This window comes from Devosia sp. LC5, assembly GCF_000735585.1.
GTDB lineage: Bacteria > Pseudomonadota > Alphaproteobacteria > Rhizobiales > Devosiaceae > Devosia.
Map to the genome: position 1 here is coordinate 271,167 of NZ_JNNO01000023.1, position 24,348 is coordinate 295,514.

The following is a 24,348-nucleotide window of genomic DNA, read 5'->3' on the forward strand; positions in this document are numbered from 1 at the left end:
AAAACACAGCCTTACCAGCAGGCCTCATGGTGAGCCTGTCGAACCACGAGGGCGTGGTATTAAATCGCCTTCTCCGTCGCCGGATCGAACAGGTGCACATTGCCCGGCTCGATACTGACCGAGATCGTATCCCCCGCCTTCACACTCGTACGCCCGGTATCGACCACCATGATTTCCGGATCGCCGCCCAGCGTCAGATAGGTCATCGACCCCGTCGATTCGACCGCTGAAACCGGCAGCCGCAATACCGCCGGGCCATCGCCGCCCACTTGCAAATGCTCGGGCCGCAGCCCGATCAGCACCGAACGCCCTGCCCCGACCGAACGGCCCAGAGCGACCGAGCCCGCTCCTGGCAAATCCGGCTGCACCGATTGGCCATCCGCGCTCACTTTCCCCGGCACGAAATTCATCGCCGGCGAACCGATAAAGCCCGCCACGAATTTGCTGGCCGGCGTGTCGTATAGCTCGAGGGGCGAACCCTGCTGCTCGATCACCCCATCGCGCATCACCACCACATGGTCGGCCATGGTCATGGCCTCGATCTGGTCATGCGTCACATAAACCGAGGTTGCGCCCAGCCGGTCATGCAGCGCGCGGATTTCCTTGCGCATATGCACGCGCAGAGCCGCATCGAGATTGGAGAGCGGCTCGTCGAACAGGAACGCCTTGGGATTGCGGATGATCGCCCGCCCCATGGCCACGCGCTGCCTCTGCCCGCCCGAGAGCTCGCGCGGATAGCGTCCCAGCAGCGGCGTCAGCCCCGTCGTCTCCGCCACTTCACGCGCCGCCCGCGCGGCTTCCGCCTTGGGCACCCGCTTGAGCCGCAGCGAATAGGTCAGGTTCTGCTCCACCGTCATATGCGGATAAAGCGCATAGCTCTGGAACACCATGGCCACATCGCGCTTGCGCGGCGGCACGCCATTCATCTGCTCTCCGGCGATTTTCATCGTACCGCCCGAAATGGTTTCGAGCCCCGCCAGCGAGCGCAGCAAGGTCGATTTGCCACAACCCGATGGCCCCACCAGCGCCACGAAGGCCCCCTTGGGAATGGTCAGGTCGATATTCTTGAGGGCATGGAAGCTGCCATAATGCTTGTCGATACCGACGAGTTCGATTTGCGGCTCTGCACTCATTTGAGAGCTCCCGAGGTAAGGCCGGAGACGATCCGGCGCTGCAGGATGACGAAGACGAGGAGGATCGGTGTCACATAGATGGCCGAATAGGCCATGATGGCGTTCCAGTCCGACGAATTGGGCCCGAGGAACCCGGATAGACCGACGCTGGCTGGTTGCAGCAACGGGCTCTGGATGATCGACTTGGAATAGATATATTCGCCGAACGCACTCATGAAGGTGAGGATGGCGCAGACCAGGATGCCATTGCGCGCCAGTGGCAGCACGATGAAGAAAAACGCCCCCACCCGCGAATTGCCATCCACCAGCGCTGCTTCCTCAAGCTCGCGCGGCACGCTCATGAAGGTGGCCCGCACCAGCACGACAAAGAAGGGCATGGCCTTGGCGGCGGCTGCCAGCACCACCGCCGTACGCGGATAGTTGAGCAACCCGATCTGGTTGAACCCCACAAAGAGTGGCGTGATCATCACCGAGGCCGGCAGCACCTGCAGCATCAGGATGGCGAACAGCCCCAGATCGATCCAGGCGCTGCGATAGCGCGCCAGCACATAGGCGCAGCCGGTACCCAGGATCACGGTAATGGCGGTCACGCCCGAGGCGATGATCACCGAATTCCACAAGAAGGTGGACATGGTGCGCCGCGCCCACACATCGGCATAGATGTTCGCGTTGGGCGCAGCAGGCCAGAAACTGGGCGGATTGGCGAAGATTTCCGAGCCCGATTTGAGGCTGGTCACATACATCCAGTACAGCGGAAACAGGTAAACTGCGGCCAAAGCCAGCGCGATGGCGAGCAATGCCCAGGGGGTATAAGTCCGGGTCATCCGCGCACCTCATGCCGGGTCGAGCGCACGTAAAGAATCGAGGCGAACAGCACGAGCACGAACATCATCACCGATACGGTCGCGCCCTTGGCAAAATCGTAGAGCTGGAAGCTCAACTGCCAGGACCAGTAACCGGCCACATTGGATGTATTGGCCGGACCGCCCTCGGTCAGCGCAGGGAAAAGATCGAATTGCTGCAACGTACCGATCAGCCCCAGCGACAGCACGGCGCCAATGGTCGAGCGCATCATGGGCAGGGTAATGGTCCAGAACCGCTGCCAGGCATTGGCGCCGTCAAGTTCGGCAGCCTCATAGAGATCGCGCGGAATGGCCGCCAGCCCCACCGATAGCAACAGCATGTTGAAGGCCAGGCCCAGCCAGATATTGGCGATGATCACCGCCCAGATGGAAAAGCTCGGATCCGATTTCCAGAAGATATTGGACTGGATGATGCCCAGCCCGCGCAGGATGGAATTGAGCACGCCGAAATCGCCGGCCAGGATCCAGCTCCAGATGGCGCCGACCACCAGGCCCGGCATCACCCAGGACACGAGGAACAACCCGCGAATGGTCGCTGCCCCCGGAAATTTCTGCGCAAAGAACACCGCCAGCGCGAAACCCAACACGAATTGTCCGGCCATCGAGCCAACGACAAACACCAGCGTATTGCGCGTCACCATCCAGAATTCGGGCTGCTGTACCACCGCCACATAGTTGGAGATGCCGGCAAAGGGACGGATCAACTGCCCCAGGGTGAACATATCCACCTGCTGGAAGCTCATCAGCACATTATAGACCAGCGGCAGGCCGGCCAGCGCCAGCAGGAACACCATTGCCGCGCCGACCAGGATCAGGTCGAACCCGACCCCGTCCCGCAAACTATTGAAAAATTTCGCCATCCGGCCTTCCTCTACAGGGGAATGCCCCGGCCGGATCGCTCCGGCCGGGTAGGATCAATCGGGCTAGCCGGTAATCCCCTTGATGGTGGCCTGTGCCTGGTCGAGCGCATCCTTGGCCGACATCTGGCCGGTCAGCGCCTGTTGCATGGCGTCGAAGATCGCCTTGGAGATTTTCTGCCATTCCGGGTGCGGACCACGCGGCTGGGCATATTGCAGCTGTTCCTGGAACACCTTGAGTGCCTCGTCCTTCAGCGCCACGCCGGTGACGGGCAGCTCGATATCGCTGCGAGCCGGGATGTTGCCGAATTCTTCGAAGATACGGTGATCCTGCGCCGCGAAATATTCGAGTGCGCGGAAGGCTTCATCGGGATGCTTGGTGGTCGACATGATGCCCCAGTCGAACCCACCCAGCGCCGAGGAACGATCGCCCCCTTCAGTGATCGTGGGCAGCAGGGCCACGCCCCAATCGAACTTGGCGTCTTCGACCATGCGGTCGATTTCCCAAGGGCCAGAGATCGCCATGGCGGCATTGCCGGAGTTGAAAGTGCCGGTGGAATCCCACTGGCCCAGGCTCAACACGTCCCTCGAAGCCCAGCCATTGTCGATCATCTTCTTCCACAGATCGAGCACTTCGGCAGCGCCATCCGTATTGACGTTGTCATAGCCGCCACCCGACATCTGGATGATGGGCAGGAACTGGAACGTGCCTTCTTCACCGGCGCGGGCCGAGAAGGTGGCGCCATAGACGTTGTTGGCCGGGTCGGTCAGCTTTTCGGCATATTCGGTCAGTTGCGCCCAGGTCTTGGGCGGCTCGGTAATACCGGCCTTGGCGAACAGGTCCTTGTTGTAGAACACGCCGATCGTGTCGGTATATTTCGGAATGCCGAAATACTTGCCATCCCAGGTCACCGAGTTCATCGGGCCTTCGAAATAGTTCTCGGCCTTGATGACCTCGGAGGCCGCGATGCGGTCGGTAATATCGAGCATGGCCCCGCGCGAGGAGAACATCGCAAAATCGGGATTGTCGAAGGAGACGATATCGGGCGCATTGCCGGTGGCGAAAGCGCGCAGCGTCTCGTTCACCAGGTCATCGAACGCAATGCCGCGGTATTCCACCACGATGTCTTCGTTCTGTTCGTCGAATTCCTTGGAAAACGTGTCGGCAATACCCACACGGTCCACCCCGTCGATCGACCAGATCTTGAGCGTCACCTGCGCCATGGCGGGTCCTGCCACCATCAGCGCGCCCAATGCGATACCGGCTGCAAGGCCGAGTTTAGTCAGCTTCATTGTCTTCCTCCCTTTTGGCGGCATCTGCCGCATCCAAAGCCAGGCGGGGCCCTCCAGCCCCACCCGGCAATCTAGCTGGCCATGGCGACGAATTCGCCGCCGCGGCAATTCTTGAGGTAGTTGAGCCCGCGCACCTGGCCGGTCATTTCCAGCGCATCGCGATAGACCGGATCATGCCAGCCTTCGATGTCGATCGAGCCTTCGTAGCCGGCGAGGCGCAATTCGGAGATCACATCGGTCCAATTGGTGTCGCCAAAGCCCGGCGTGCGCATGAACACGAACTTCTCCTTGCCGAAAATGCCGTGTTCCTTGATCACTTCCCAACGGATGGTAGCGTCCTTGCCATGCACATGGAAGAATTTGTGCGCCCATTTGCGAATTTGGGGCAGTGGATCAATCAGATAGACCATCTGGTGGCAGGGCTCCCATTCGAGCCCGATATTGTCATCCGGCGTTTCGTTGAACATCAGCTCCCAGGCATCGGGATTATGCGCGATGTTCCAGTCCCCGCTGGCCCAATTGCCATCCATGGCGCAGTTCTCGAAGGCGATCTTCACGCCCTTGTCAGCTGCCCGTTTGGCCAGCTCGGACCAGACTTCCTTGTAGCGCGGCAGGCTATCGGTCAGCGGCTTGTTGCGAATGCGCCCGGTAAAGCCGGCCACGCAGGTCGCGCCGAAATGATGGGCATTGTCGATACAATCCTTCCAGCCCTGCAGGGTCTGGCGATCCATTTCCTGGTCTTCCAGCGGATTGCCAAACATGCCGATGGTGGAAATGGTGATGTCGCGATTGCCTATGGCATCAAGGCTGCGTTTGCCCAGCTCGGCCAGGTCCTGCCCATTGGTGGTCTGCCAGAAAAACGGCTCGAAACTCTCGAATCCCAGATCGGCAATGGCCGCAATGTTCTCGGCGGCCTTGCCGGCCGTGCCCTGGATCATGGTGCCGATACGGATGGTCTTGGCTGGATCGCTCACGTCAAAAAATCCTCAAACTGCAATGGTGACGCGCTGCTTGGTCTTGGCGCTTTCGATCGCCGCAAAGACCATGGCAAGGCTTTTGATATTGTCGTTGCCGGCGGTTTCCGGCTGGCGGTTCTCGTCAATGGCGGCAAGGAACTCGGCAATGACGCTGGCATGGCCATGCGTCTGCGCCAGATCGGCCGGCTCGGGCACGTCGATGCCAACCAATTCGCGCAGGAACCCGCTGTCCCCCGCCACCACTTTGGCCTCGAACTTGTTTTCGCCATCCCAAAGCAGTGTGCCCTTGGTGCCGACAAAGCGCCACGCGCTTTCCCAGCTGGTATTGGCGCCCTCGGCCGCCCAGCTGCCGCGATAGGTGAAGACTACATCGTCGGAGAATTCAAAGATCGCATTGGCCGCTGCGCCGTGAGAATACCAGGAGCCGCGCGGATTATTTTCTAGGCAATAGACCGCCAGCGGCACCTTGCCGGCCATGAAGCGCGCCGCGTCCAGCGTATGGATCGCCATGTCGAGCAGCAGCACATTCTCCATCTGCTCGCGGAAACCGCCGAAATGCGCACCGATGAAGAAATCGCAATGCAGCCCCGTCAATTCGCCCAGCGCGCCGCTCTCGATCAGTTGCCGAATGCGCCGCACCCCGGCAATAAACCGCCGGTTCTGCACCACCGCATGCACCCGACCGGCAGTTTTCGCCTTCTCGATCAGGTCCTGCCCCGCGACCAGCGACGTCGCCATCGGCTTCTCGCTCAACACGTGGCAGCCGTGCTTGAGTCCCGTCGCGACCACGTCGTGCCGCGCCACCGGCACCACCACGTCAAACAGCAAATCCGGCTTGACCTTGGCCAGCATGGCATCGAGGTCCGACCCAATGGCCGCCCCGCTCAACCCGAATTCATCAGCCCGCGCCTGCGCCACTGCCGGGTCGAGATCGACCAGGCCGACAACCTCGACGCAGCCGGTCACTTCCGGCGCCTCCAGGATGGCTTTTAACCACCCCTTGGACATAGCTCCGCACCCGGCCAGAACGGCGGTTTTTGTCAAACTGATATCCTCCATACGGGATCTTTGGCCCGAGGGGTCCTCCTCCGCAGGCCAATTCCGTAAACGTTTACGAGGCTATATAAACCGGCTATTCCATGTCAATAGGGGTTGAAGGGGGCCGTGCAAAACCGGCCTCCCCACCACGAGGGGAGCCGCCAGAAAAATGATCGGTATCAAGCGTTTGGCTGAGCATCTCAATGTATCGATCGGCACTGTGTCGCGTGCCCTCAATGGCAAGCCGGACGTCAATGAAGCCACCCGCAAGCGCATATTGGAGGCTGCGGCGGAGCTTGGCTATGTCCCCAACCAGGCCGGCCGCGCCCTGCGCAAGGGCTCCACCGGCGTTGTCGGCTTCATGATGCAGACCGGTTCGCAGATCACCGGCGAAGGCGATGTGTTCTTCATGAGCGTCTTCGATGGCGTGCAGACCGTCTTTGCCCGCCACCAGCTCGATCTGGTCGCCCTGCTCTGCTCGTCCGAGGAAGACCCCCACGCCTATCTGCAGCGCGTCGTTGCGCGCGGCTTTGCCGATGCCCTGATCATCTCGGCCACCAAGCGCCACGATCACCGTATCGATTATCTGGCCGGGCACGGCATTCCCTTTGTCGCCCTGGGCCGTAGCCTCACCGATGCGGGCCAGCCCTGGCTCGATCTGGATTTCGAGGGCATGGCCGAAACCGGGGTCAATCGCCTCGTCGCAAAAGGCCACCGCCGCATCGGCGTCTTCGCCCCGATAGACGATACCAATCTGGGATTCGTCTTTGTCGACAGCTATCGCAAGACACTGGAGCGCCACGGCGTCGCATTCGATCCCGACCTGGTCTTCCGCACTCATCCCAACGAGCGCGGCGGTCACCAGATTGCCCGCGCCATTGCAGCCATGCCAGACGATAGGCGCCCCACCGGCTTTGTGCTGATCAATGAGAAGCTCTCCGTCGGCCTTTATGGCGGCCTCCACGAGGCGGGCCTCATACCCGGGCGCGACATCGCCGTCATCGGCCGCGACAGCCCCCATGCCCATTACCTCACGCCCAAGCTCACCTGCTTCCGCCTCTCGCTGCGCGCGCTGGGCATTAGCCTGGCCGAGGCCCTGCTCGCCACCATGCCCGCCTATGCCGGCCAATACCCGCTGGGCGTGGTCCGCAAGGTTCTGCCCATGGAATTGGTCGAAGGCGACAGCGACAACGCCCTCCCCCTTTGACACGCGCCACGACCCTGCTATGAGGCTGGCAGGGGCCTATAGCTCAATGGTTAGAGCCGACCGCTCATAACGGTCTGGTTCCAGGTTCGAGTCCTGGTGGGCCCACCATTTCCCTGCGCGACTGCCACAGATGCGCCGCCTAATGCCCGCTGGAGCCGATCAGGCGGGAGCGGATGGCATTGGACAGATTGTCGAAAACGAACACGACGATCAGGATGAGAACCACCATATAGGCGACATTTTCCCAATCCTGGTTGGTCCGCATGGCTTCGATCAGCTTCAGGCCAATGCCACCCGCGCCCACCGCGCCGATCACCGTGGCTGAGCGCGTGTTGGATTCCCAGAAATAAAGCACCTGGCTAAGGAAGACTGGCGCCACCTGCGGCACCACGCCATAGCGCTGGATGGCCGCCGGCGAAGCGCCGACCGAGCGTACGCCCTCGCGCTGCTTGTCGTCTATATTCTCGATCGCTTCCGTGCTGGTCTTGCCCAGCGTACCTGTATCGGTGAAGAAAATCGCCGCAATGCCGGGGATGGGGCCAGGGCCAAAGCCGCGCACGAAGAACAGGGCCCAGATCAGCATATCGACCGAGCGCAGCAGATCAAAACTGCGCTTGGTGAACCAGTTGGTCAACCGGTTCCGTGTCACGTTGCGAGCCGCAAGGAAGGATAGCGGGAAGGCGACCACGGCCGCAAACAGCGTCCCCACAAAGGCCATGACAATGGTCTGCAGGAGCTTGTTGTAGACATCAAGGTGCTGCCATTCCGAATTGGTGAGGAATTCATCCACCGCCAGCTGCAGGTTCGACCTGTCAGGCTCGATCTGCGGGCCTGCTGTCACCGTGGTCCAGACTTCTCCGGCCGACATGCCGAAAAAGGGAGAATTGGTGTCAAAGAAGAAATTGGGCCAGCCGAAGAACCGGCGGCGTATATAGACCTGTGTGGCACGGATTTCGGCAAGCCCGGCAAAACCGTAATAGACGGTGACGCGACCGTTCTTGAGAGCGAAGGCATCGGTCGCGGTTTCGGGCAGGACAGCCGCGCCATCGGCGAAGCGCACCACATGCTCGACCCCATCGACCACGGCAATGACCTGATCCTGTGCCACCTCGACGCGATTGGTGTCGCTTCCGAATGTGATCGCATAGGCATTTTCGCCCATCTGGGTAATCCAGTCCGGGTCCGGATCGTCGCCCAGAAGCGAGCGGGTCCATTCCACGTCTATCCCTTCGTCACCGAAGCGGAAGCGCGGCGTTGCCTCCCAGGACACCCAGTCGGCCATATAGGTGCCGGCACGTTCCCACTGGGCATCGCCCAATACCTGCGGCACGCCGAAAAAGAAGAAGCAGAAGACGAAGTAGGCGGCCGTCACAGCCACGGCGGCCGGCGCCCAGACGCGCTCGAACAGGCTTTTGTGGAACACTCCGGGATGACGCGCCATCAACGCGTTGCGTTCGGCGGGGCGCAGGCTCGACTGGATCATGGCTCAGGCTCCGAACTGGAAGGCGGCATTGCCCACCAACCTCTGCCGCAACCAGCCCGAGAACCAGTCGATCAGCAGGATGGTGGCGAACAACAGGACGATGATGGCGTAGGTCTTGGCCGCATGGTCGCGGCTGAGCGAGAGACGGAACACCTCCCCGATGCCGCCACCGCCCACCGCTCCGATGATGGTTGAAGCGCGCACGTTGATCTCGGTGCGCAGCAGGGCATAGGAGACAAAATTAGGCAGGACCTGCGGCACCATGCCGTAGCGAACACATTCCAGCCAGGTCGCGCCGACCGACCGCAGGCCCTCATCGGGCTTCATGTCGGCATTTTCGACCACTTCAAAGAACAGCTTGCCCAGCGCGCCGGTCGTATGGATGAAGATGGCGACCACTGCCGCAATCGGGCCGATGGAGAGGATGGCGACCAGCAGGCCGGCAATCACGATCTCGGGGAAGGCGCGCATCAGTTCGAGCAGGCGCCGCACCAGGAAGCGCACTGCGCCCGCGCCAACGAGGTTGGTGGCAGCGAAGAAGCAGAGCACGAAGGCCATGGCCGCGCCAGCCAGCGTAGCACAGAGTGCGATATTGATGGTGACCAGCATCTGGTAGAAATATTCGGGCAGATAGACGCTGCCGAAAAGATAGACCCGCCCTTCCTCATAGTCATATTTCAGCGAGCCATCGGCATAGGGCGAAGGCAGGTCGAACAGCGCGCGGACGATCTCGAACGGATCGTCGGGCTGGAAGTGAATGAAGAAGTCGAAGAAATAGGGCAGCCGGTCGAAGAACTTTCCAGCATTGTTGTCGTTGGCGAACCACAGCGCGAAGAACAGCAGCGTTGCGACGCCGCCCAGCGCGAGCAGGCTGTAAAGTCGCCTGGTGCGCAGCAATTGCTGATAGTGGCGATGGATGGTGCGGCCTGCCTCGGACAGCTCCGTCCGGCCGGGACCGGCATCGATCATGCTCATGAAATGGCTCCGCGCAGGGTGCGGCCGGCGACGTGGGGTCGCCGGCCGGCGAAGGTCTTAGCCGCCGATGGTGGCTTTGCGGGCATCGATAACCGGCTTGTAGAAGTCGGCATTCACCGGCGTGTATCCCGAGAAGTCGCCGTTCTCGATCGCCCGGAAGCACTCATAGTCTTCAGTCGGCAGGGCGGTGTAGAAGGCGATGATCTTGTCCTTCATCTCCTGCGGCAGGTCGGTGCGCATGACCAGCGGGCCGTTCGGGATCAGCGGCGACTGCCAGACCTGGGTGACGTCTTCCATGTCGAGCATGCCCTTGCCGACCATCGAGCGGATATTGCCCGAGGTGTAGCCCTCGGAGAATTCACCCACGCCCGAGGCCCAGGTCACGGCCACGTCGATCTTGCCATCGAGCAGGGCCAGGACGTTGTTCTCATGGCCGCCGTTGAACGAGGTCTCGAAGAACTCTTCCGGATCGGCGCCGCCGATGGCTTCGGGCAGGGTGACCTTGGGGATCAGGTAGCCCGAAGTGGAATCGGGGTCGGCCCAGCCCAGCTTCTTGCCTTCGGCCTGCTCGATCGAGGTGATGCCCGAGTCGGCCAGCGCCAGGGCGACCGAATAATAGCCGGTCGAGCCATCGGTCTGAACGTTGGTCAGGAAGGGCTCGACGGCGTTCGGATCCTGCAGGTAGACGGCGGCAAAGCCCGAAGCGCCAAGGCCCGCCACGTCCAGCGTGCCGCCCAGCAGGCCCTGGATCACCCCGTCATAGTCCGCGGCCGGGAACAGCTGCACTTCCTTGACGCCGAGAGCGGCCGGCAGCTTGTCGATCAGGCACTGGTTGTCGGCCAGGCGGTCGGCCTCGTTCTCGCCTCCGAGCAGACCAATGCGAATCACATCGATTTCCTGGGCGAAGGTGGGGGCGGTAACGCCGGCAAGGGCAATGCCGGCCAGCAGGGCGGTACGGATCGCGGTCATGGATATCTCCTTTAGTGACGCGAGGTTTATCAGCCGGCCCGCTAGGCGGGACCGACGTGAAAGGATCAGGCGGTTGGGGTCGCGATGGGCACGCGCGGCGCGATCGGCGCGATGGCGGTGGACGTCAGCGCTTCCTTGAGCCCATCGGCGCCGTAGATGGTGCGGGCGACTTCGCTGGTCAGCTCGTCCGGCGTACCGTCAAACACCACCTTGCCGGCCGCCATGCCGATGATGCGCTCGCAATAGGCGCGCGCCGTATCGAGCGTATGCAGGTTGGTGATGACGGTGATGCCCTCGGCATTGATGTCGCGCAGGCTGTCCATGACGATCTGGGCATTGCGCGGATCGAGGCTGGCGATGGGCTCATCGGCCAGGATCATCTTCGGCCCCTGCATCAGCGCCCGGGCGATGGCCACGCGCTGCTGCTGGCCGCCCGACAGGGTCTGGGCCCATTGCGTAGCGGTGGCGGCGATGTCGAGCCGCTCCAGGGCCTTGAGTGCGTGCAGTTGTTCTTCAGTGGTGAATATCTGCAGCAGGTTCAGCACGGGATTGCGGCCATTGAGCCGCCCCAGCATGACATTGGTGATGACGTCGAGCCGCGGCACCAGGTTGAACTGCTGGAAGATCATGGCGCAGTCGCGTTGCCAGTTGCGCAGGGCCTGCCCGCGCAGCGTCGAGACCGGCACCTTGCCGTAGCTGATCGAGCCCGATGACACATCGGCCAGCCGGTTGATCATGCGCAGCAGGGTCGACTTGCCGGCCCCCGAGCGGCCGATAACCCCCACCATCTGGCCTTGGGGAATCTCCAGCGTCACATCGTCGACGGCAAGTTTGTTACCGAACCGTCGCGAAACGTGAGAGATCTTCAGCATGCAGCCCGCCCCGCCAATAAACTGGGGGCACACCTAGGGCCCTCGATTGACGGGACCATGTAAGTTTAGTGAAGGTTGAGTGACGCTGCACAGTATAAAAACAAAAAGCCCCGCCGAGATGCGGGGCTTCTTTGCTAGTGTTCGTGATGCATTGCCGGGGGAATTTCAACACCGGTTTCGGCATATTCCCTCAACTTGTTCCGCATCGTCCTGATCGAGATGCCCAGGACATTGGCGGCGTGGGTACGGTTTCCTTCTGTCTGCCGCAACGTCGCCAGGATCAGATCTCTTTCGACATCTGCTACCGGCAGTCCTACCAGGGCCTCGGTGGCGCTGGCGTCAGGCGCGAAGTCATACATTTGGTTATCGCTTTCTGAGCCCCCAAATCCAAGCCACTCAGAATGCTGTAAGGGTGCCCCCTTATGGTTAACCAAAGATTAATTTCAGACCGCTTTTGCCGGGTGGCCCGGAGCGACCTCCTCGCTGGCGCGCCGATTTACTCGCCGCGCCGCATCACCTAGGCTCGCCCGCCAAGCACCAGCCCAGAGACCACAATGCCGATCCATATCCGGCCCGCCCGCCCGGCCGACCGCGCCGATCTCTTCCGCATCTGCCTGCTCACCGCCGATTCCGGCACCGATGCCAGCGCCCTGTTTTCCGATCCGGATTATCCGGGTCTGGTCTGGTCTGTGCCCTATCTCGACTTCGAGCCAGCCCATGCCTTCGTTGCCGACGATGGCGGCGAAGTGGTCGGCTACATCGTCGGCACGCCCGATACCAACGCCTTCGAGGCCAGACTGGACCGCCAATGGTGGCCCCGATTGGCCCGGCTTTATGCCGGCCGCGCCGCCACCGCCCCGTTCGATGCCAAGGTGCTCGACCGCATCGCCAGCCCCGTCCATAGCCATGCCGGCGTCGTCGCCAGCCACCCTGCGCATCTGCATATTAACCTCTTGCCGTCCGCCCAGTCCGGCGGCTGGGGCCGCAAGCTGATCGAAACCGAACTGGCCTCCCTGCGCGAAGCCGGCGCCAAGGCCGTCCATCTGGGCGTCAGCCCCACCAATGCCCGCGCCATCGGCTTTTATCACCATCTCGGCTTTGTCGAGATCGAGCGCAGCCAGGGCCTGCATCTCGGCAAGGCCCTCTAGCCTCCGCAAGCTGAAGGAACCGCCCGCGCTGCGGGTCGTTTACCGGGCAGCTGTTTAGCGGGCCATATTGATCGGCCAGTGCCGGCATCCTATCGTGGCTTTGGAGGCAGCTGAAATCGGAGGGGCGCGACACTTGCGTTACTGGCGCTCGACCAAGCCGTGTCCTATGGGTTTGCGCGCCGATGTATTTGCTGCACCGGCTCCGCACGACATTGCGCCTCAGGCGCCAGGAAGGAGTATTCAACGTGAAGATTTTCGGTATCCTCGCCTTCGCGGTCGCTACCGCTGTCTCGACCATGTCGCTCTCCGCGGCCGAGTTCGAAGTGCAAATGCTCAACAAGGACGCAGCCGGCAACACCATGGTGTTCGAGCCCGCCTTCCTGCAGATCGCCCCCGGCGACACCGTCACCTTCGTCCCCACCGACAAGGGCCACAATGCCGAAACCATCAAGGGCATGTTCCCTGAAGGCGGCAATGAATTCAAAGGCAAGATCAACGAACAGTTCAGCGTCACCTTCGACGTTGCCGGCGCCTATGGCTATAAATGCGCTCCGCACCTTGCCATGGGCATGGTCGGTTTGATCGTCGTCGGCGAAGATCCGGCGAACCTGGCGGATTTGCAGGCAGCCCGCGTACCGCCCAGGGCCAAGGCCAAATTCGACGAATTCGTCGCCCAGATCGGCCAGTAGCCATCCATCTCAACGACATCATGTCGGGCCGGGAGCGAGAACACTATTTTCGCGCACCCGGCCGGAGTGTATTTGAGGCCTTGAAAGCGTGTTCCGCGCCCCCCGCCGCACGCCAAGGTGGCCATTCATGAAAATCGCAGTCTATCGCCTGCTCTTTCTCGCCGCCCTCATTGGCCTGTGGTGGCTGGCCTCGACCCAGGTGGCGCGCAATCTCGTCCCCTCCCCGCTCGCCACCCTCCAAGCCGCCCAACGCCTCATCGCCGAAGGCCGGCTGGGCACCGCCCTGTTCGACAGCCTCTCGATTTATCTCGGCGGCTATACCGTCGCCATCTTCCTCGGCGTGCCGCTTGGCCTGCTGATGGGCACCATCCGCCCGCTGGGCAAGACGCTCGAAATCTTCGTCTACGCCCTCTCGGCCACGCCCCGCGTCGCCTTCATTCCGCTGATCATCGTCTTTCTCGGCCTGGGCCCCCAGGCCAAAATCCTCATAATCTTCCTGGGCGCCGTTATGCCCATCCTGATCAATACCTATGCCGGCGCGCTCAATTCCGATCAGGACCTCGTCGAAATGGCCCGCTCCGTCGGTGCCAAACGCCAGCGCATCTTCACCCAGATCGTACTGCCGGGCGCCGTGCCCTTCATCATCGTTGGCCTGCGCGTAGGCGCCACCATCGGGCTGATCAACACCGTCGTCGCCGAACTCTATACCGCGGTCAAAGGCCTGGGCGGGTTGCTCGCCATTTATGGCAACACCTTCCGCATGGCCGAATATTTCGTCGTCGTGCTGACCCTGGCCCTTGTCGGCGTCGTCGTGACCGAGGCGCTGCGTTTTGTTGAAATTCGGCTGGGACGCTGGCGCCGAAGTGAAGTAATCGTCTGACAAGAATTTTTGCGCGTCCAGGAGTCATCCCCGTGAACCTCAAACTGCTCGGCGGCCTCGCTGCTGCCTTCCTGCTGTCCACCCTGGCCGCCCAGGCCCAGCCCTTCCGCCTCATCGTCACGGATCTGGAAACCCCGCTCGTGCCCAATTCGGTGATGGATCTGGCCCTGCAGGAAGGCTATTTCGAGCGCGAAGGCGTCGAGGTCGAACTGGTCCGCGTGCAGCAGACCCCCTCCGCTCTGGCCGCGCTCCAGGCCGGTGAAGGCGAAATGGCCAATATCGGCACCGATGCGCTATTGCTGCTGGTGGCCGGTGGCGCCACCGATCTGCGCGCCGTAGTCTCGCCCAACAAGTCCCTGCCCTTCCTGATCGCCGCCAAGGATTCCATCGCCACCCCTGCCGATCTCGCCGGCAAGAGCTTCGGCATCGGCCGCCCCGGCAGCCTCGATCAATCCCTCAGCACCCGTGTGCTGCAAGCCGCCGATGTCGATACCAATACGCTCGAATTCGTCGCCCTGGGCCAGCCCAATGTCCGCGCGCAGGCGCTGGTCGCCGGCCAGGTCGATGCCACCACCATGTCGATCGGCACCTGGAGCGCCATGGCCGATACGACCGGCCTGCATGTCCTGATCGATCAGGATGCCTATTATGCAGCCGCCCCCGTGGTCAGCAAGGTCAACATCGTCACCCAGAAAGTGCTCGATGAACGCGCCGAAGACATCAAGAAGGTGATCACCGCCCTGATCAAAGCCTCGCGCGATTTTGCCGCCGATCCCGCCGCCTGGGCCACTGCCATGCACAAGGCCCGTCCCGATATCGACCTCGCAACCCTGCAGTCCCTCGGCACCAGCTTCGCCAAAAGCTGGAGCGTCAATGGCGGGCTCAACAAGGACGAGCTCACCTACACCACGACTTCCCTCTACCAGGGCGAAGACTTCGCCAATCTGCGCAAGGTGGAACTGGCCGAATGGACCGACTTCTCCATTCTCGACGCGGTCCTTGCCGAACTCGGCCCCGACGCCACCATGGATAACATAACGCGATGATCGGCGACGCCCCCCAGCATACCGGCTTGGCCGATAGCGAGGCCCCCGCGCCGCGCATCCTGCTGCGGGGCGTCTCCAAGACTTTCGGCAACCAGAACAATGGCGGCGGCACGCTCGCCCTCGCCAATGTCGATCTCACCGTGCGCGACGGCGCCTTCGTCTCCCTGCTCGGCCCCTCCGGCTGCGGCAAGACCACCATATTGCGCATGGTCAACGGTCTCATCGCCCCTGATGCCGGCACCATCACCGTCTCCGGCCAGGCGCCCCGACCCGGCCCCGATATGGGCTTCGTGTTCCAGTCCTTCCGGCTCATTCCCTGGTCGAGCGTGCGCGGCAATGTCGAATTCGCGCTGGTCGAAACCATTCCGGGCAAGGCCGAGCGCCGCGCTCGCGCCGATCGCTATATCGAGCTGGTCGGCCTTAGCCGCTTTGCCGATGCCTATCCCAGCGAACTCTCCGGCGGCATGAAGCAGCGTGTCGCCCTCGCCCGTGCCCTGGCCTCCGAACCCGCCATTCTGCTGCTCGACGAACCTTTTGCCAGCATCGATGCCCAAACCCGCGAATTGATGCAGATCGAGCTGATGCGCCTCTGGACCCTGCGCAAATCGGTGGCCCTCTTCGTTACCCACAGCGTGGACGAAGCCATCCTGCTGTCCGACCAGATCGTGCTGATGGGCCCCCGTCCCGGCCGCGTCCTCGAAGTCATCGATGTCGGCCTCAACCGTCCGCGCTGGACCTATGATGTCCGTGCCGAACCCCGCTTCATCGAACTGCGCAGCTATTTGTGGGACCGCATCCGCACCCTCGTGCTGACCGACCCGCAATCCGACTTCTACGGCCGCGACCTCAGCGCGAACATCTAGCGCCCAGCGTGCGCAATGCGCTATCTGTTCGCCAGCCGAACAAGAGGAGCCGGCCATGCGCGAGGGCGATATCATCAACGGCCTGGTCAAGGGTCTCGCCGTCATCGAGTGTTTCGACGAAGGCCATGCCAGCCAGTCGATCACCGACGTCGCCAATCGCACCGGCCTCGAACGCGCCACCGCCCGCCGGTGCCTCTTGACCCTCACCAGTCTTGGCTATGCCAGCTATGATGGCAAATTCTTCCGTCTCACCCCGCGCGTGCTCAATCTGGGTCATTCCTATCTGGCCGCCACGCCGCTCCCCCGCCTCATCCAGCCTTTCCTCGAAGAGCTCTCCACCGCTACCGGCGAAAGCACATCCGCCGCCATGCTGGAAGGCACCGACATCCTCTACATTGCCCGCGCCTCCATCCGCCGGGTGATGTCGATCAATCTGGCACCCGGTGCGCGGCTGCCGGCCTATTGCACCTCGATGGGCCGCGTCCTGCTCAGCGCCTTGCCGTCCACCAAGGCCAAAGCCGTGCTCGATCAGTCCGAGCTCATCGCCTACACGGCCAGGACCAAGGCCGATCTGCCCACCATCACCACCGAATTGGCCGTCGTCGCCGCGCAGGGCTTCGCCGTGATCGATGAGGAACTGGAGTTGGGCCTCTGCTCCATCGCCGTGCCCATTTTCAACGCCCAGGGCCAAACCGTCGCCGCCCTTAATATCGGCGCCCAAACCGCCCGCGCCTCCACCTCCCATATGATCGCCAATTTCCTGCCCCTCATGCGCAAGGTCCAGGCCGAGGTACGGCCGCTGCTGCGGTAGGCCGGAAAGACCCCTCACCCGCCCCGGGCACCTTCTCCCGCAAGGGGAGAAGGAAGGCACAGCGGCCCGCTAGCCACAGAGCCCCCCTCGCCCCTAGAGGGAGAGGGGGGATCGGCCGACAGGCCGAGACGAGTGAGGGGTCAGGAGCCATCAGCATCCCCTGCCCCCTGAGACAATCCACACTCCCAAACCTTACTCAGACTGTCACAAATCCTCCCTAGGATACCCCGTACCGCCACCCGCCGCCGCCCGGCGGACTCACCAGGCCGCCGTCACAAAATACCGTCACACGGCACCATCCCGGCGGAGTCAAAATCTGCAAAATTCTTTTCTTTCATACACTTACATTGTCACAAACCAGTCATCGAACCGAAATAAAACTGTTGCGAAGCGCCCATATGGTCGGCGGCGTCAGAGGGTGGCACCAGCAACAATTGCTGGATTGGCTAGCCAGGTTTGAAATCGAATTCGTAAAAGGGAAATCCCCATGAAAACCGCACTTTACGCCAGTGCTGCAGTGGTCGCGCTCGCCGCGTTTGGCACCACTGCCGCCGTCGCCCAGTCGCGCGACACCATCCAGATCGCCGGCTCGTCCACCGTGCTGCCCTTCTCCTCGATCGTCGCTGAAGAATTCGGCAATGCCTTTCCCGATTACAATGTTCCCAACGTTGCCGGCGGCGGCTCGGGTGGCGGCAAGCGTCAGCTCTGCGAAGGCGTTGGCGAAGCCACTCTCGACATCGGCAATTCCTCGAGCAAGATGAGCGCCAGCGAGCTGGAAAACTGCCATGCCAATGGCGTGACCGACGTGCGTGAAGTCGTGTTCGGCTATGACGGCATCGTGTTTGCCACCGGTATCGATCAGGGCGACTTTGCCCTTGAGCCCGTGCATCTCTACAAGGCCATTGCCGCCCAGGTCCCGGTCGACGGCGAAATGGTTGCCAATCCCTACACCAACTGGTCCGAGATCGACCCCTCGCTGCCTGACCAGGCCATCTTCGTCGCCATCCCGGGCACCAATCACGGTACCCGCGAAGTCTTCGACATCCGCGTCCTGGAAGCTGGCTGTGAAGCCGCTGGCCTGCCGGAAATGGAAGAAGATGCCATGGAAGCCGCTTGCCTGACCCCGCGTCAGGACGTGGTTGTGGAAATCGCTGGCGATTACACCGAGACCCTGGCGCGCCTGCAGTCCAACCCGGAAGCCATCGGCGTGTTCGGCCTGTCCTTCTACGACCAGAACCGTGACACCCTCAAGGTTGCTACCGTTTCGGGCGTCGAGCCGACCCTGGAAACCATCGCTGAAGGCGAATACCCCGTCTCGCGTCCCCTCCAGTTCTACGTCAAGGGTGCCCATATCGGCGTGATCCCTGGCCTGGAAGACTATGTCGCCTTCTTCCTGTCCGAGCAGATGGCCGGTGCCGGTGGCACCCTGGAAGCTGCCGGTCTGGTTCCGGCCTCCAGCGAGTTCCTCGCGGCCCAGCTCGAAGCCTTTACCAGCGCCGTTCAGTACCAGCCGTAATCGTCGGTTGCACGACCTTGGGGATCCCGGCCGCGCCGGGATCCCCTCCTGAATTCACAGTCCGCGCGGGATCCACAGGCCCCGTGTCACCAAGAAGGACCAGTTCGCCGTGAACGCTCTCGTTGTCGCCGCTCTTCTTCTGGTTCTCCTCACCCTTTCCTACCAGATCGGCTGGTCACGCAGCCGCAAGCTGGCCCAGGGCGGTACCGAGACGCGCCTGCACTCGCGCCCCATCTATCACGGTGTGCTGGTCGCGCTTTTCGCCACCCTGCCGGCTATCGTCGTCCTTGGCCTCTGGGCCCTGTTCAGCGACTCGGTCGCACACAATTTCATCCTCAGCCAGTTGCCCGCCTCGGTGTCGCAGTTGCCGCCTGTCGAAGTTCACGCCGCCGTGGGCCGCGTCCAGGCTATCGCTAACGGCTTTGGCGTTATCGGCCAGCCGAGCCCCGAAGAGACGGCCGCCGCCGGCAGCTTTGCCAGTTTCCAGCGCCTGTCGTTCTTGGCGGTCATCGCCGCTGCCGCAGCATTGGGCGCCGGCGGGCTGTTCTGGGCGCGGCGCCGCATCGGCTTGCGGCTGCGTGCCCGCACCGAAGTCGAAATCGCCATACGCATCGCGCTGATCGCCTGCTCGACGGTCGCCATCCTGACCACGATCGGCATCGTGCTGTCGCTGCTGGCCGATGCCATCCGCTTCTTCACCTTCATCAGCCCCATCGACTTCTTCTTCGGCACCACCTGGAACCCGCGTTTCCAGAGCGCCGGCACGGGCTCTGCAGGTGCATATGGCCTGCTGCCCCTGCTCTGGGGTACCGTGATGATCAGCATCATCGCCATGGTAGTGGCGGTGCCGATCGGCCTGATGTCGGCGATCTATCTGTCGCAATATGCCCACGAGCGCGTCCGCAACGTCGTCAAGCCGATCATCGAAATTCTGGCCGGCATTCCCACCATCGTCTATGGCTTCTTCGCCCTGGTTACAGTCGGCCCCTTCTTCGCCGCCGCTGGCGACGCCGTCGGGCTGGACATCAACGCCACCAGCGCCCTGACCGCCGGCGTCGTGATGGGCATCATGATCATTCCCTTCATCTCCTCGCTCAGCGACGACATCATCGCCCAGGTGCCGCGCGCCATGCGCGACGGCTCGATGGGCCTGGGCGCTACCAAATCCGAGACCATCCGCAAAGTGCTTCTGCCCGCCGCATTGCCGGGTGTCGTCGGTGCCGTGCTGCTCGCTGTCAGCCGCGCCATCGGCGAAACCATGATCGTGGTGCTGGCCGCCGGCAACAGCCCGGTCCTGCGCGCCAATCCGGCCGAGCCAACCTCGACGGTCACGGTGAGCATCGTCAACCAGCTGACCGGTGACGCCGATTTCACCAGTCCTCAATCGCTCGTGGCCTTCGCCCTGGGCCTGACCCTATTCGTCATGACCTTGCTGCTGAACGTCATGGCCCTCTACATCGTGCGCAAATTCCGGGAGCAATACGAATAGCCATGACCGACACAACGCTCCCCACCAACGCCGCCGGCAATGCCACCCGGGCCCTTGTGCGCAAGAGCCTTGCCCGGCGCCACCGCGACGAAATGCTGTTCCGTTGGGCCGGCATCCTGTCCATTGCCGCGGCCCTCGGCTTTGTCGCCATCCTGTTCGGCATGATCCTCGCCAAGGGCATGCCGTCGTTCTGGCAGTCGACCCTGCATGTAGAGGCCTATTTCGATCCCGAGCTGATCGAGGGTGGCCCCCGTCCGGAGCGCCAGGCCGGTGCTTCGGAAGCCGATTACCAGAAGGCCATTTCCGATTGGCAGCGCGCCGTCACCCTGTCGAACTGGAACGCCATCGTCGACAAGGCCGTCCGCACCGCAGCGCCCGATTTCGAGATCGAAACCCGCGACCTGCTCAAACTGGTGACAAGCGCCGCCCGCTTCCAGATCCGTGACCTATACTTCGCCAATCCCGACCTGCTCGGTCAGACCGTGCCTGTGACCATGCTGGGTTCGGCCAATACCGACAACTGGCTTAAGGGCACCATCGACCGGAACCAGCCCGACGAACGCCAGCAGCTCGCCGTCAGCACCCGCCAGCTGGCCGACCAGCTCGTGGCCAATGGCGCCATCCGCTTCGATTTCGCCTGGCACATCTTCACCAATGTGGACAGCCGTTCCGCTCCGGCTTCGGCCGGTCTGGCCGGTGCCTTCATGGGGTCGCTCTACATGATGCTGATCGTGATCGTGCTCGCCGTGCCCATCGGCGTCGCCAGCGCGGTCTACCTGGAAGAGTTCGCGCCCAAGAACCGCTGGACCGACCTCATCGAGGTCAACATCAACAATCTGGCCGCCGTGCCCTCCATCGTCTTCGGCCTGCTCGGCGCGGCCGTGTTCATCAACTATCTCGGCCTGCCCCGTTCCGCCCCGCTGGTGGGTGGCCTGGTGCTGACCCTGATGACACTGCCCACCATCATTATTGCCACGCGCTCCTCGCTGCGCGCCGTGGCGCCGTCCCTGCGCCAGGCAGCGCTCGGCCTGGGGGCCTCGCACAATCAGACCGTGTTCCACCACGTGCTGCCGCAGACCTTCCCCGGTATCCTGACCGCCACCATTATTGGCGTCGCGCAGGCCCTGGGTGAAACCGCGCCGCTGCTGCTGATCGGCATGAGTGCCTTCATCGCCAATATTCCCGCCAATCCGCTGGACTCTGCCACCGCCCTCCCGGTGCAGATTTACCTGTGGCAGGGTAACGAAAACCGCAACTTCTTCGAGGCAAGAACCTCCGCCGCCATCATCGTCTTGCTCGGGCTGATGCTCCTGCTCAACGCGATAGCGATCTTCTTGCGCACTCGCCTGGAACGCCGGGCCTAACAGGAGTAAGCAAAATGGACATTCTGGCCGGCAAGGTGAAAATGACGCAGCAATCAGTGAACACCGCGATGAACCCAACCGACATGCTCGACCGACAGATCCGGCTGACCGCCCGCGACGTCACCGTCCACTACGGTGCCAAGCAAGCCCTGCATGGCATTTCGATCGACATTCCCGACCGTGCCGTGACCTCCTTCATCGGACCGTCGGGCTGCGGCAAGTCGACTTTCCTGCGCTGCATCAACCGCATGAACGACACCATCGAGGGCGCCAAGGTCGGCGGCACCATCAAACTCGATGGCGAGGACATCTATGATGCCGACCTCGACGTGGTTGAACTGCGTGCCCGCATCGGCATGGTCTTCCAGAAGCCGAACCCGTTCCCCAAGTCGATCTACGACAATGTCGCCTATGGCCCCAAGATCCACGGCCTGGCCCGCTCCAAGACCGACCTTGACGAGATCGTCGTGTCGTCCCTGCGCAAGGCCGGCCTGTTCGAGGAGGTCAAGGACCGCCTCAACGAACCCGGCACCGGCCTGTCCGGCGGCCAGCAGCAGCGCCTCTGCATTGCCCGCGCCATCGCGGTCAGCCCCGAAGTCATCCTGATGGACGAGCCTTGCTCGGCTCTCGATCCGATCGCCACCGCCATCATTGAGGAGCTGATCGACGAGTTGCGCGAAAACTACACTATCGTCATCGTCACCCACTCCATGCAGCAGGCCGCCCGCGTCAGCCAGCGCACGGCATTCTTCCATCTGGGCAACCTGATCGAGGAAGGCGTCACCGAAGACATCTTCACCAACCCGGTCAACAAGCAGACCCAGGACTATATCATGGGCCGTATCGGCTGATCCAAACCCGGACCAAGAGAGACACCGCTATGCCCAATTCCGGCCCCGAACACATCGTCTCCTCCTACAATGACGAACTCGTCGCCCTGGCCCAGTTGATCGCCGAAATGGGCGGTCAGGTCGAGGTCGCCATCGACAACGGTACGAGGGCGTTGCTCAAGCTCGATCGCGAGCTCGCCGATGTTACTGTCATCGCCGATCAGCGCATCGACGACATGCAGCGCAAGATCGACGACATGGCGGTTTCCATGATCGCCCGCCGCCAGCCCATGGCCTCCGATTTGCGCGCGATCATCACCGCCATTCATGTGGCGTCCGATCTCGAACGCGTCGGCGACATGGCCAAGCAACTGGCCCGCCGCTCGCTCAAGATCGAGGGCCTCACGCTGCAGCCGACTTTCTACAATGGCGTCAAGAACATGACCAATCTGGTGCTGCGCCAGATCAAGGATGCGCTGGATTCTTATTCGAGCCGCGACTCCGCCGGCGCTATCGAAGTGTGCAATCGCGATGACGAGGTGGACGCCATGTACACTTCGCTGTTCCGCGAATTGCTCACCTACATGATGGAAGATCCGCGCAATATCACGCCCTGCACCCATCTGCTGTTCTGCGCCAAGAGCCTGGAACGCATCGGGGACCACGCCACCAATATCGCAGAACGCGCTTATTACCTGCAGACCGGCAAGCAGCTGACCTCCGACGTGCAAGAATTGCACCGGACCCAGATCAAGGCCTGATCCATGCCTGCAACCATTCTCGTCGTCGAGGACGAAGGCGATATTGCCATCCTCCTGCGCTACAATCTCGAAGCTGAAGGTTTCCGCGTCGTCACCGCGGAAACCGGAGACGAGGCCCAGAGCCAGATCCACGAAAAGCTGCCCGACCTCATCCTGCTCGATTGGATGCTGCCGGAAATTTCGGGGATCGAACTCTGCCGCCGCCTGCGCGCCCGCGAGGAAACCGCCCGCATCCCGATCATCATGCTCACCGCCCGCGGTGAAGAAGAAGAACGCGTGCGGGGCCTCTCGACCGGTGCCGACGACTATATCGTCAAGCCCTTCTCCGTGCCCGAACTGATCGCGCGCATCCACGCTCTGCTGCGCCGCGCCAATCCCAACCTGGTCACCGCCGCCCTGCGCGTCGGCGATCTCGAACTCGACCGCACCACCCACCGCGTGCGCCGCGCCAATCGCGACGTGCATCTGGGCCCCACCGAATATCGCCTGCTCGAATACCTCATGCGCCATCCCGGCCGGGTCTATTCGCGCGAGCAGCTGCTCGACGGCGTCTGGGGCAATGATGTCTATGTCGATGAGCGCACCGTGGACGTCCATATCGGACGCCTGCGCCGCGCCATCAATCGCGGCCGCGAATCCGACCCCATCCGCACCGTCCGCGGCGCCGGCTACGCCTTCGACGAACGCTTCGCCCAAGTCGCGTGAGCCCAAGTCGCCTAACCCAACGAAATCCCCGCGAAAGCGGGGATTTTCGTTTCTGCGCGCCGAAGGATTATGACCGGGATCACTGGATATGCACCGGCTCACCTCGCCCCTCAGGGCAGAGGTCGACGGCGCAGCCGGCGGGTGAGGGGTGCAATGCTTCCACATTCACGATGTACCCAGCATAGCACCCTCACCCACCTTGACCCTCTCCCCTGAGAGGGACAATAGAACCGCAGGACCGGCACATACGACACGACAAGTGGAGAGCGCACCAGATCGGGGCCCATCATCCCTCCCACCCGACAAACCGCATGCTACCATCCCGCGTCTCCCCATTCAGAGTCGCGCCATCCATGCCCACCTCCCCGTCCCGGCTCAATCCGCTGCACCTGCTGATCGCCTTTGGCACCGGGGGCCTCCTCACCCTGATGGTGTTTTTCAACGGCGAACTGGGCCGCTACGGCAACCCGCTCTTCTCCTCCTGGGCCGCCCACGGCACTGGCACCGTGGCCGCAATACTCTTCCTCGCTTTGCTCTACCGGCGCCACCCCGCCGCATCCCCGCAGCCCCAGCCGGCCG

General features: G+C 62.5%; 24 protein-coding genes, 1 tRNA gene and 1 pseudogene. 15 read left to right on the forward strand and 11 right to left on the reverse strand.

Going from position 1 to position 24,348, the window contains the following annotated elements:
* Positions 1 to 59: 59 nt before the first annotated feature.
* The 6 genes from ugpC to FF80_RS13400 form a co-directional block, all read right to left on the reverse strand.
* A complete protein-coding gene (gene ugpC, locus FF80_RS13375; protein WP_035101200.1) occupies positions 60 to 1,133 on the reverse strand; it encodes a sn-glycerol-3-phosphate ABC transporter ATP-binding protein UgpC in 1,074 nt (357 codons plus the stop codon).
* Positions 1,130 to 1,957 carry a carbohydrate ABC transporter permease gene (locus FF80_RS13380; RefSeq protein WP_035101202.1) on the reverse strand — a complete coding sequence of 276 codons (828 nt, stop codon included), beginning with the start codon at positions 1,955 to 1,957 and terminating at the stop codon, positions 1,130 to 1,132. Before FF80_RS13380 ends, ugpC begins: the two co-directional genes overlap by 4 nt.
* The gene (locus FF80_RS13385; protein ID WP_035101204.1) at positions 1,954 to 2,856 is read right to left on the reverse strand and encodes a sugar ABC transporter permease; all 903 of its coding nucleotides are present in this window, start codon (positions 2,854 to 2,856) and stop codon (positions 1,954 to 1,956) included. Before FF80_RS13385 ends, FF80_RS13380 begins: the two co-directional genes overlap by 4 nt.
* Positions 2,857 to 2,919: 63 nt before the next feature.
* Positions 2,920 to 4,146, reverse strand: a complete 1,227-nt coding sequence (locus FF80_RS13390; protein WP_035101207.1) for a sugar ABC transporter substrate-binding protein — start codon at positions 4,144 to 4,146, stop codon at positions 2,920 to 2,922.
* A gap of 71 nt (positions 4,147 to 4,217) precedes the next feature.
* On the reverse strand, positions 4,218 to 5,120 hold the full coding sequence (locus tag FF80_RS13395) for a sugar phosphate isomerase/epimerase (protein ID WP_035101209.1): 903 nt from the start codon (positions 5,118 to 5,120) through the stop codon (positions 4,218 to 4,220).
* Positions 5,121 to 5,132: 12 nt separating this feature from the next.
* Positions 5,133 to 6,167, reverse strand: coding sequence for a Gfo/Idh/MocA family oxidoreductase (locus tag FF80_RS13400; RefSeq protein ID WP_280113905.1), 1,035 nt, complete (start codon positions 6,165 to 6,167; stop codon positions 5,133 to 5,135).
* 163 nt (positions 6,168 to 6,330) lie between these two features.
* Between FF80_RS13400 and FF80_RS13405 the strand changes: the two genes are divergently transcribed.
* Positions 6,331 to 7,368: a LacI family DNA-binding transcriptional regulator gene (locus FF80_RS13405; RefSeq protein ID WP_035101211.1), complete on the forward strand. Its 1,038-nt coding sequence runs from the start codon at positions 6,331 to 6,333 to the stop codon at positions 7,366 to 7,368.
* A 32-nt stretch (positions 7,369 to 7,400) separates the two neighbouring features.
* A tRNA-Ile gene (locus tag FF80_RS13410) sits at positions 7,401 to 7,476 on the forward strand.
* 31 nt (positions 7,477 to 7,507) lie between these two features.
* On the opposite strand, the gene phnE (FF80_RS13415) is transcribed toward FF80_RS13410, so the two are convergent.
* The 5 genes and pseudogenes from phnE (FF80_RS13415) to FF80_RS13435 form a co-directional block, all read right to left on the reverse strand.
* Positions 7,508 to 8,851, reverse strand: a complete 1,344-nt coding sequence (gene phnE / locus FF80_RS13415; RefSeq protein ID WP_081917432.1) for a phosphonate ABC transporter, permease protein PhnE — start codon at positions 8,849 to 8,851, stop codon at positions 7,508 to 7,510.
* 3 nt (positions 8,852 to 8,854) lie between these two features.
* Positions 8,855 to 9,820: a phosphonate ABC transporter, permease protein PhnE gene (phnE, locus tag FF80_RS13420; protein WP_152558379.1), complete on the reverse strand. Its 966-nt coding sequence runs from the start codon at positions 9,818 to 9,820 to the stop codon at positions 8,855 to 8,857.
* Positions 9,821 to 9,883: 63 nt separating this feature from the next.
* Positions 9,884 to 10,795: a phosphonate ABC transporter substrate-binding protein gene (gene phnD / locus FF80_RS13425; protein WP_035101216.1), complete on the reverse strand. Its 912-nt coding sequence runs from the start codon at positions 10,793 to 10,795 to the stop codon at positions 9,884 to 9,886.
* A 65-nt stretch (positions 10,796 to 10,860) separates the two neighbouring features.
* Complete coding sequence (gene phnC / locus FF80_RS13430; RefSeq protein WP_035101219.1) at positions 10,861 to 11,667, reverse strand: phosphonate ABC transporter ATP-binding protein; 807 nt, start codon at positions 11,665 to 11,667, stop codon at positions 10,861 to 10,863.
* Positions 11,668 to 11,801: 134 nt separating this feature from the next.
* Positions 11,802 to 11,996 (reverse strand): annotated as a pseudogene (locus tag FF80_RS13435) (helix-turn-helix domain-containing protein); the annotation flags it as partial.
* 225 nt (positions 11,997 to 12,221) lie between these two features.
* On the opposite strand from FF80_RS13435, the gene FF80_RS13440 reads away from it, so the two are divergent.
* The 13 genes from FF80_RS13440 to FF80_RS13500 form a co-directional block, all read left to right on the forward strand.
* On the forward strand, positions 12,222 to 12,815 hold the full coding sequence (locus FF80_RS13440; protein ID WP_035101223.1) for a GNAT family N-acetyltransferase: 594 nt from the start codon (positions 12,222 to 12,224) through the stop codon (positions 12,813 to 12,815).
* A 296-nt stretch (positions 12,816 to 13,111) separates the two neighbouring features.
* A complete protein-coding gene (locus FF80_RS13445; RefSeq protein WP_052153569.1) occupies positions 13,112 to 13,504 on the forward strand; it encodes a pseudoazurin in 393 nt (130 codons plus the stop codon).
* A 127-nt stretch (positions 13,505 to 13,631) separates the two neighbouring features.
* Positions 13,632 to 14,384 (forward strand): ABC transporter permease, encoded by a 753-nt coding sequence (locus FF80_RS13450; RefSeq protein WP_035101225.1) that lies wholly within the window; start codon positions 13,632 to 13,634, stop codon positions 14,382 to 14,384.
* Between the two features lie 32 nt (positions 14,385 to 14,416).
* On the forward strand, positions 14,417 to 15,430 hold the full coding sequence (locus FF80_RS13455; protein WP_035101227.1) for an ABC transporter substrate-binding protein: 1,014 nt from the start codon (positions 14,417 to 14,419) through the stop codon (positions 15,428 to 15,430).
* Positions 15,427 to 16,293, forward strand: a complete 867-nt coding sequence (locus FF80_RS13460; RefSeq protein WP_081917435.1) for an ABC transporter ATP-binding protein — start codon at positions 15,427 to 15,429, stop codon at positions 16,291 to 16,293. Before FF80_RS13455 ends, FF80_RS13460 begins: the two co-directional genes overlap by 4 nt.
* A 55-nt stretch (positions 16,294 to 16,348) precedes the next feature.
* Positions 16,349 to 17,104, forward strand: coding sequence for an IclR family transcriptional regulator C-terminal domain-containing protein (locus FF80_RS13465; protein ID WP_035101230.1), 756 nt, complete (start codon positions 16,349 to 16,351; stop codon positions 17,102 to 17,104).
* A gap of 487 nt (positions 17,105 to 17,591) precedes the next feature.
* Positions 17,592 to 18,620, forward strand: coding sequence for a substrate-binding domain-containing protein (locus FF80_RS13470; RefSeq protein WP_035101232.1), 1,029 nt, complete (start codon positions 17,592 to 17,594; stop codon positions 18,618 to 18,620).
* Between the two features lie 109 nt (positions 18,621 to 18,729).
* Positions 18,730 to 20,109, forward strand: a complete 1,380-nt coding sequence (pstC, locus tag FF80_RS13475) for a phosphate ABC transporter permease subunit PstC (protein ID WP_035101234.1) — start codon at positions 18,730 to 18,732, stop codon at positions 20,107 to 20,109.
* Positions 20,110 to 20,111: 2 nt separating this feature from the next.
* Entirely contained in the window at positions 20,112 to 21,473 is a 1,362-nt protein-coding gene (gene pstA, locus FF80_RS13480; protein WP_052153553.1) for a phosphate ABC transporter permease PstA, read from the forward strand.
* 68 nt (positions 21,474 to 21,541) lie between these two features.
* Entirely contained in the window at positions 21,542 to 22,324 is a 783-nt protein-coding gene (gene pstB / locus FF80_RS13485) for a phosphate ABC transporter ATP-binding protein PstB (RefSeq protein ID WP_244445776.1), read from the forward strand.
* A gap of 29 nt (positions 22,325 to 22,353) precedes the next feature.
* The gene (gene phoU, locus FF80_RS13490) at positions 22,354 to 23,064 is read left to right on the forward strand and encodes a phosphate signaling complex protein PhoU (RefSeq protein WP_035101243.1); all 711 of its coding nucleotides are present in this window, start codon (positions 22,354 to 22,356) and stop codon (positions 23,062 to 23,064) included.
* Between the two features lie 3 nt (positions 23,065 to 23,067).
* Positions 23,068 to 23,769, forward strand: coding sequence for a phosphate regulon transcriptional regulator PhoB (gene phoB, locus FF80_RS13495; protein ID WP_035101245.1), 702 nt, complete (start codon positions 23,068 to 23,070; stop codon positions 23,767 to 23,769).
* 353 nt (positions 23,770 to 24,122) lie between these two features.
* On the forward strand, positions 24,123 to 24,348 hold a 226-nt coding region (locus FF80_RS13500; RefSeq protein ID WP_035101248.1), incomplete at its 3' end, for a DMT family transporter.

What these genes read in the sequence shown, in the direction of transcription:
- ugpC (WP_035101200.1), bottom strand. Translation starts at nt 1,133, where the DNA reads ATGAGTGCAGAGCCGCAAATCGAACTCGTCGGTATCGACAAGCATTAT.
- FF80_RS13380 (WP_035101202.1), bottom strand. Translation starts at nt 1,957, where the DNA reads ATGACCCGGACTTATACCCCCTGGGCATTGCTCGCCATCGCGCTGGCT.
- FF80_RS13385 (WP_035101204.1), bottom strand. Translation starts at nt 2,856, where the DNA reads ATGGCGAAATTTTTCAATAGTTTGCGGGACGGGGTCGGGTTCGACCTG.
- FF80_RS13390 (WP_035101207.1), bottom strand. Translation starts at nt 4,146, where the DNA reads ATGAAGCTGACTAAACTCGGCCTTGCAGCCGGTATCGCATTGGGCGCG.
- FF80_RS13405 (WP_035101211.1), top strand. Translation starts at nt 6,331, where the DNA reads ATGATCGGTATCAAGCGTTTGGCTGAGCATCTCAATGTATCGATCGGC.
- phnE (WP_081917432.1), bottom strand. Translation starts at nt 8,851, where the DNA reads ATGATCCAGTCGAGCCTGCGCCCCGCCGAACGCAACGCGTTGATGGCG.
- phnE (WP_152558379.1), bottom strand. Translation starts at nt 9,820, where the DNA reads ATGATCGATGCCGGTCCCGGCCGGACGGAGCTGTCCGAGGCAGGCCGC.
- phnD (WP_035101216.1), bottom strand. Translation starts at nt 10,795, where the DNA reads ATGACCGCGATCCGTACCGCCCTGCTGGCCGGCATTGCCCTTGCCGGC.
- phnC (WP_035101219.1), bottom strand. Translation starts at nt 11,667, where the DNA reads ATGCTGAAGATCTCTCACGTTTCGCGACGGTTCGGTAACAAACTTGCC.
- FF80_RS13440 (WP_035101223.1), top strand. Translation starts at nt 12,222, where the DNA reads ATGCCGATCCATATCCGGCCCGCCCGCCCGGCCGACCGCGCCGATCTC.
- FF80_RS13445 (WP_052153569.1), top strand. Translation starts at nt 13,112, where the DNA reads ATGTCGCTCTCCGCGGCCGAGTTCGAAGTGCAAATGCTCAACAAGGAC.
- FF80_RS13450 (WP_035101225.1), top strand. Translation starts at nt 13,632, where the DNA reads ATGAAAATCGCAGTCTATCGCCTGCTCTTTCTCGCCGCCCTCATTGGC.
- FF80_RS13460 (WP_081917435.1), top strand. Translation starts at nt 15,427, where the DNA reads ATGATCGGCGACGCCCCCCAGCATACCGGCTTGGCCGATAGCGAGGCC.
- FF80_RS13465 (WP_035101230.1), top strand. Translation starts at nt 16,349, where the DNA reads ATGCGCGAGGGCGATATCATCAACGGCCTGGTCAAGGGTCTCGCCGTC.
- FF80_RS13470 (WP_035101232.1), top strand. Translation starts at nt 17,592, where the DNA reads ATGAAAACCGCACTTTACGCCAGTGCTGCAGTGGTCGCGCTCGCCGCG.
- pstA (WP_052153553.1), top strand. Translation starts at nt 20,112, where the DNA reads ATGACCGACACAACGCTCCCCACCAACGCCGCCGGCAATGCCACCCGG.
- pstB (WP_244445776.1), top strand. Translation starts at nt 21,542, where the DNA reads ATGAACCCAACCGACATGCTCGACCGACAGATCCGGCTGACCGCCCGC.
- phoU (WP_035101243.1), top strand. Translation starts at nt 22,354, where the DNA reads ATGCCCAATTCCGGCCCCGAACACATCGTCTCCTCCTACAATGACGAA.
- phoB (WP_035101245.1), top strand. Translation starts at nt 23,068, where the DNA reads ATGCCTGCAACCATTCTCGTCGTCGAGGACGAAGGCGATATTGCCATC.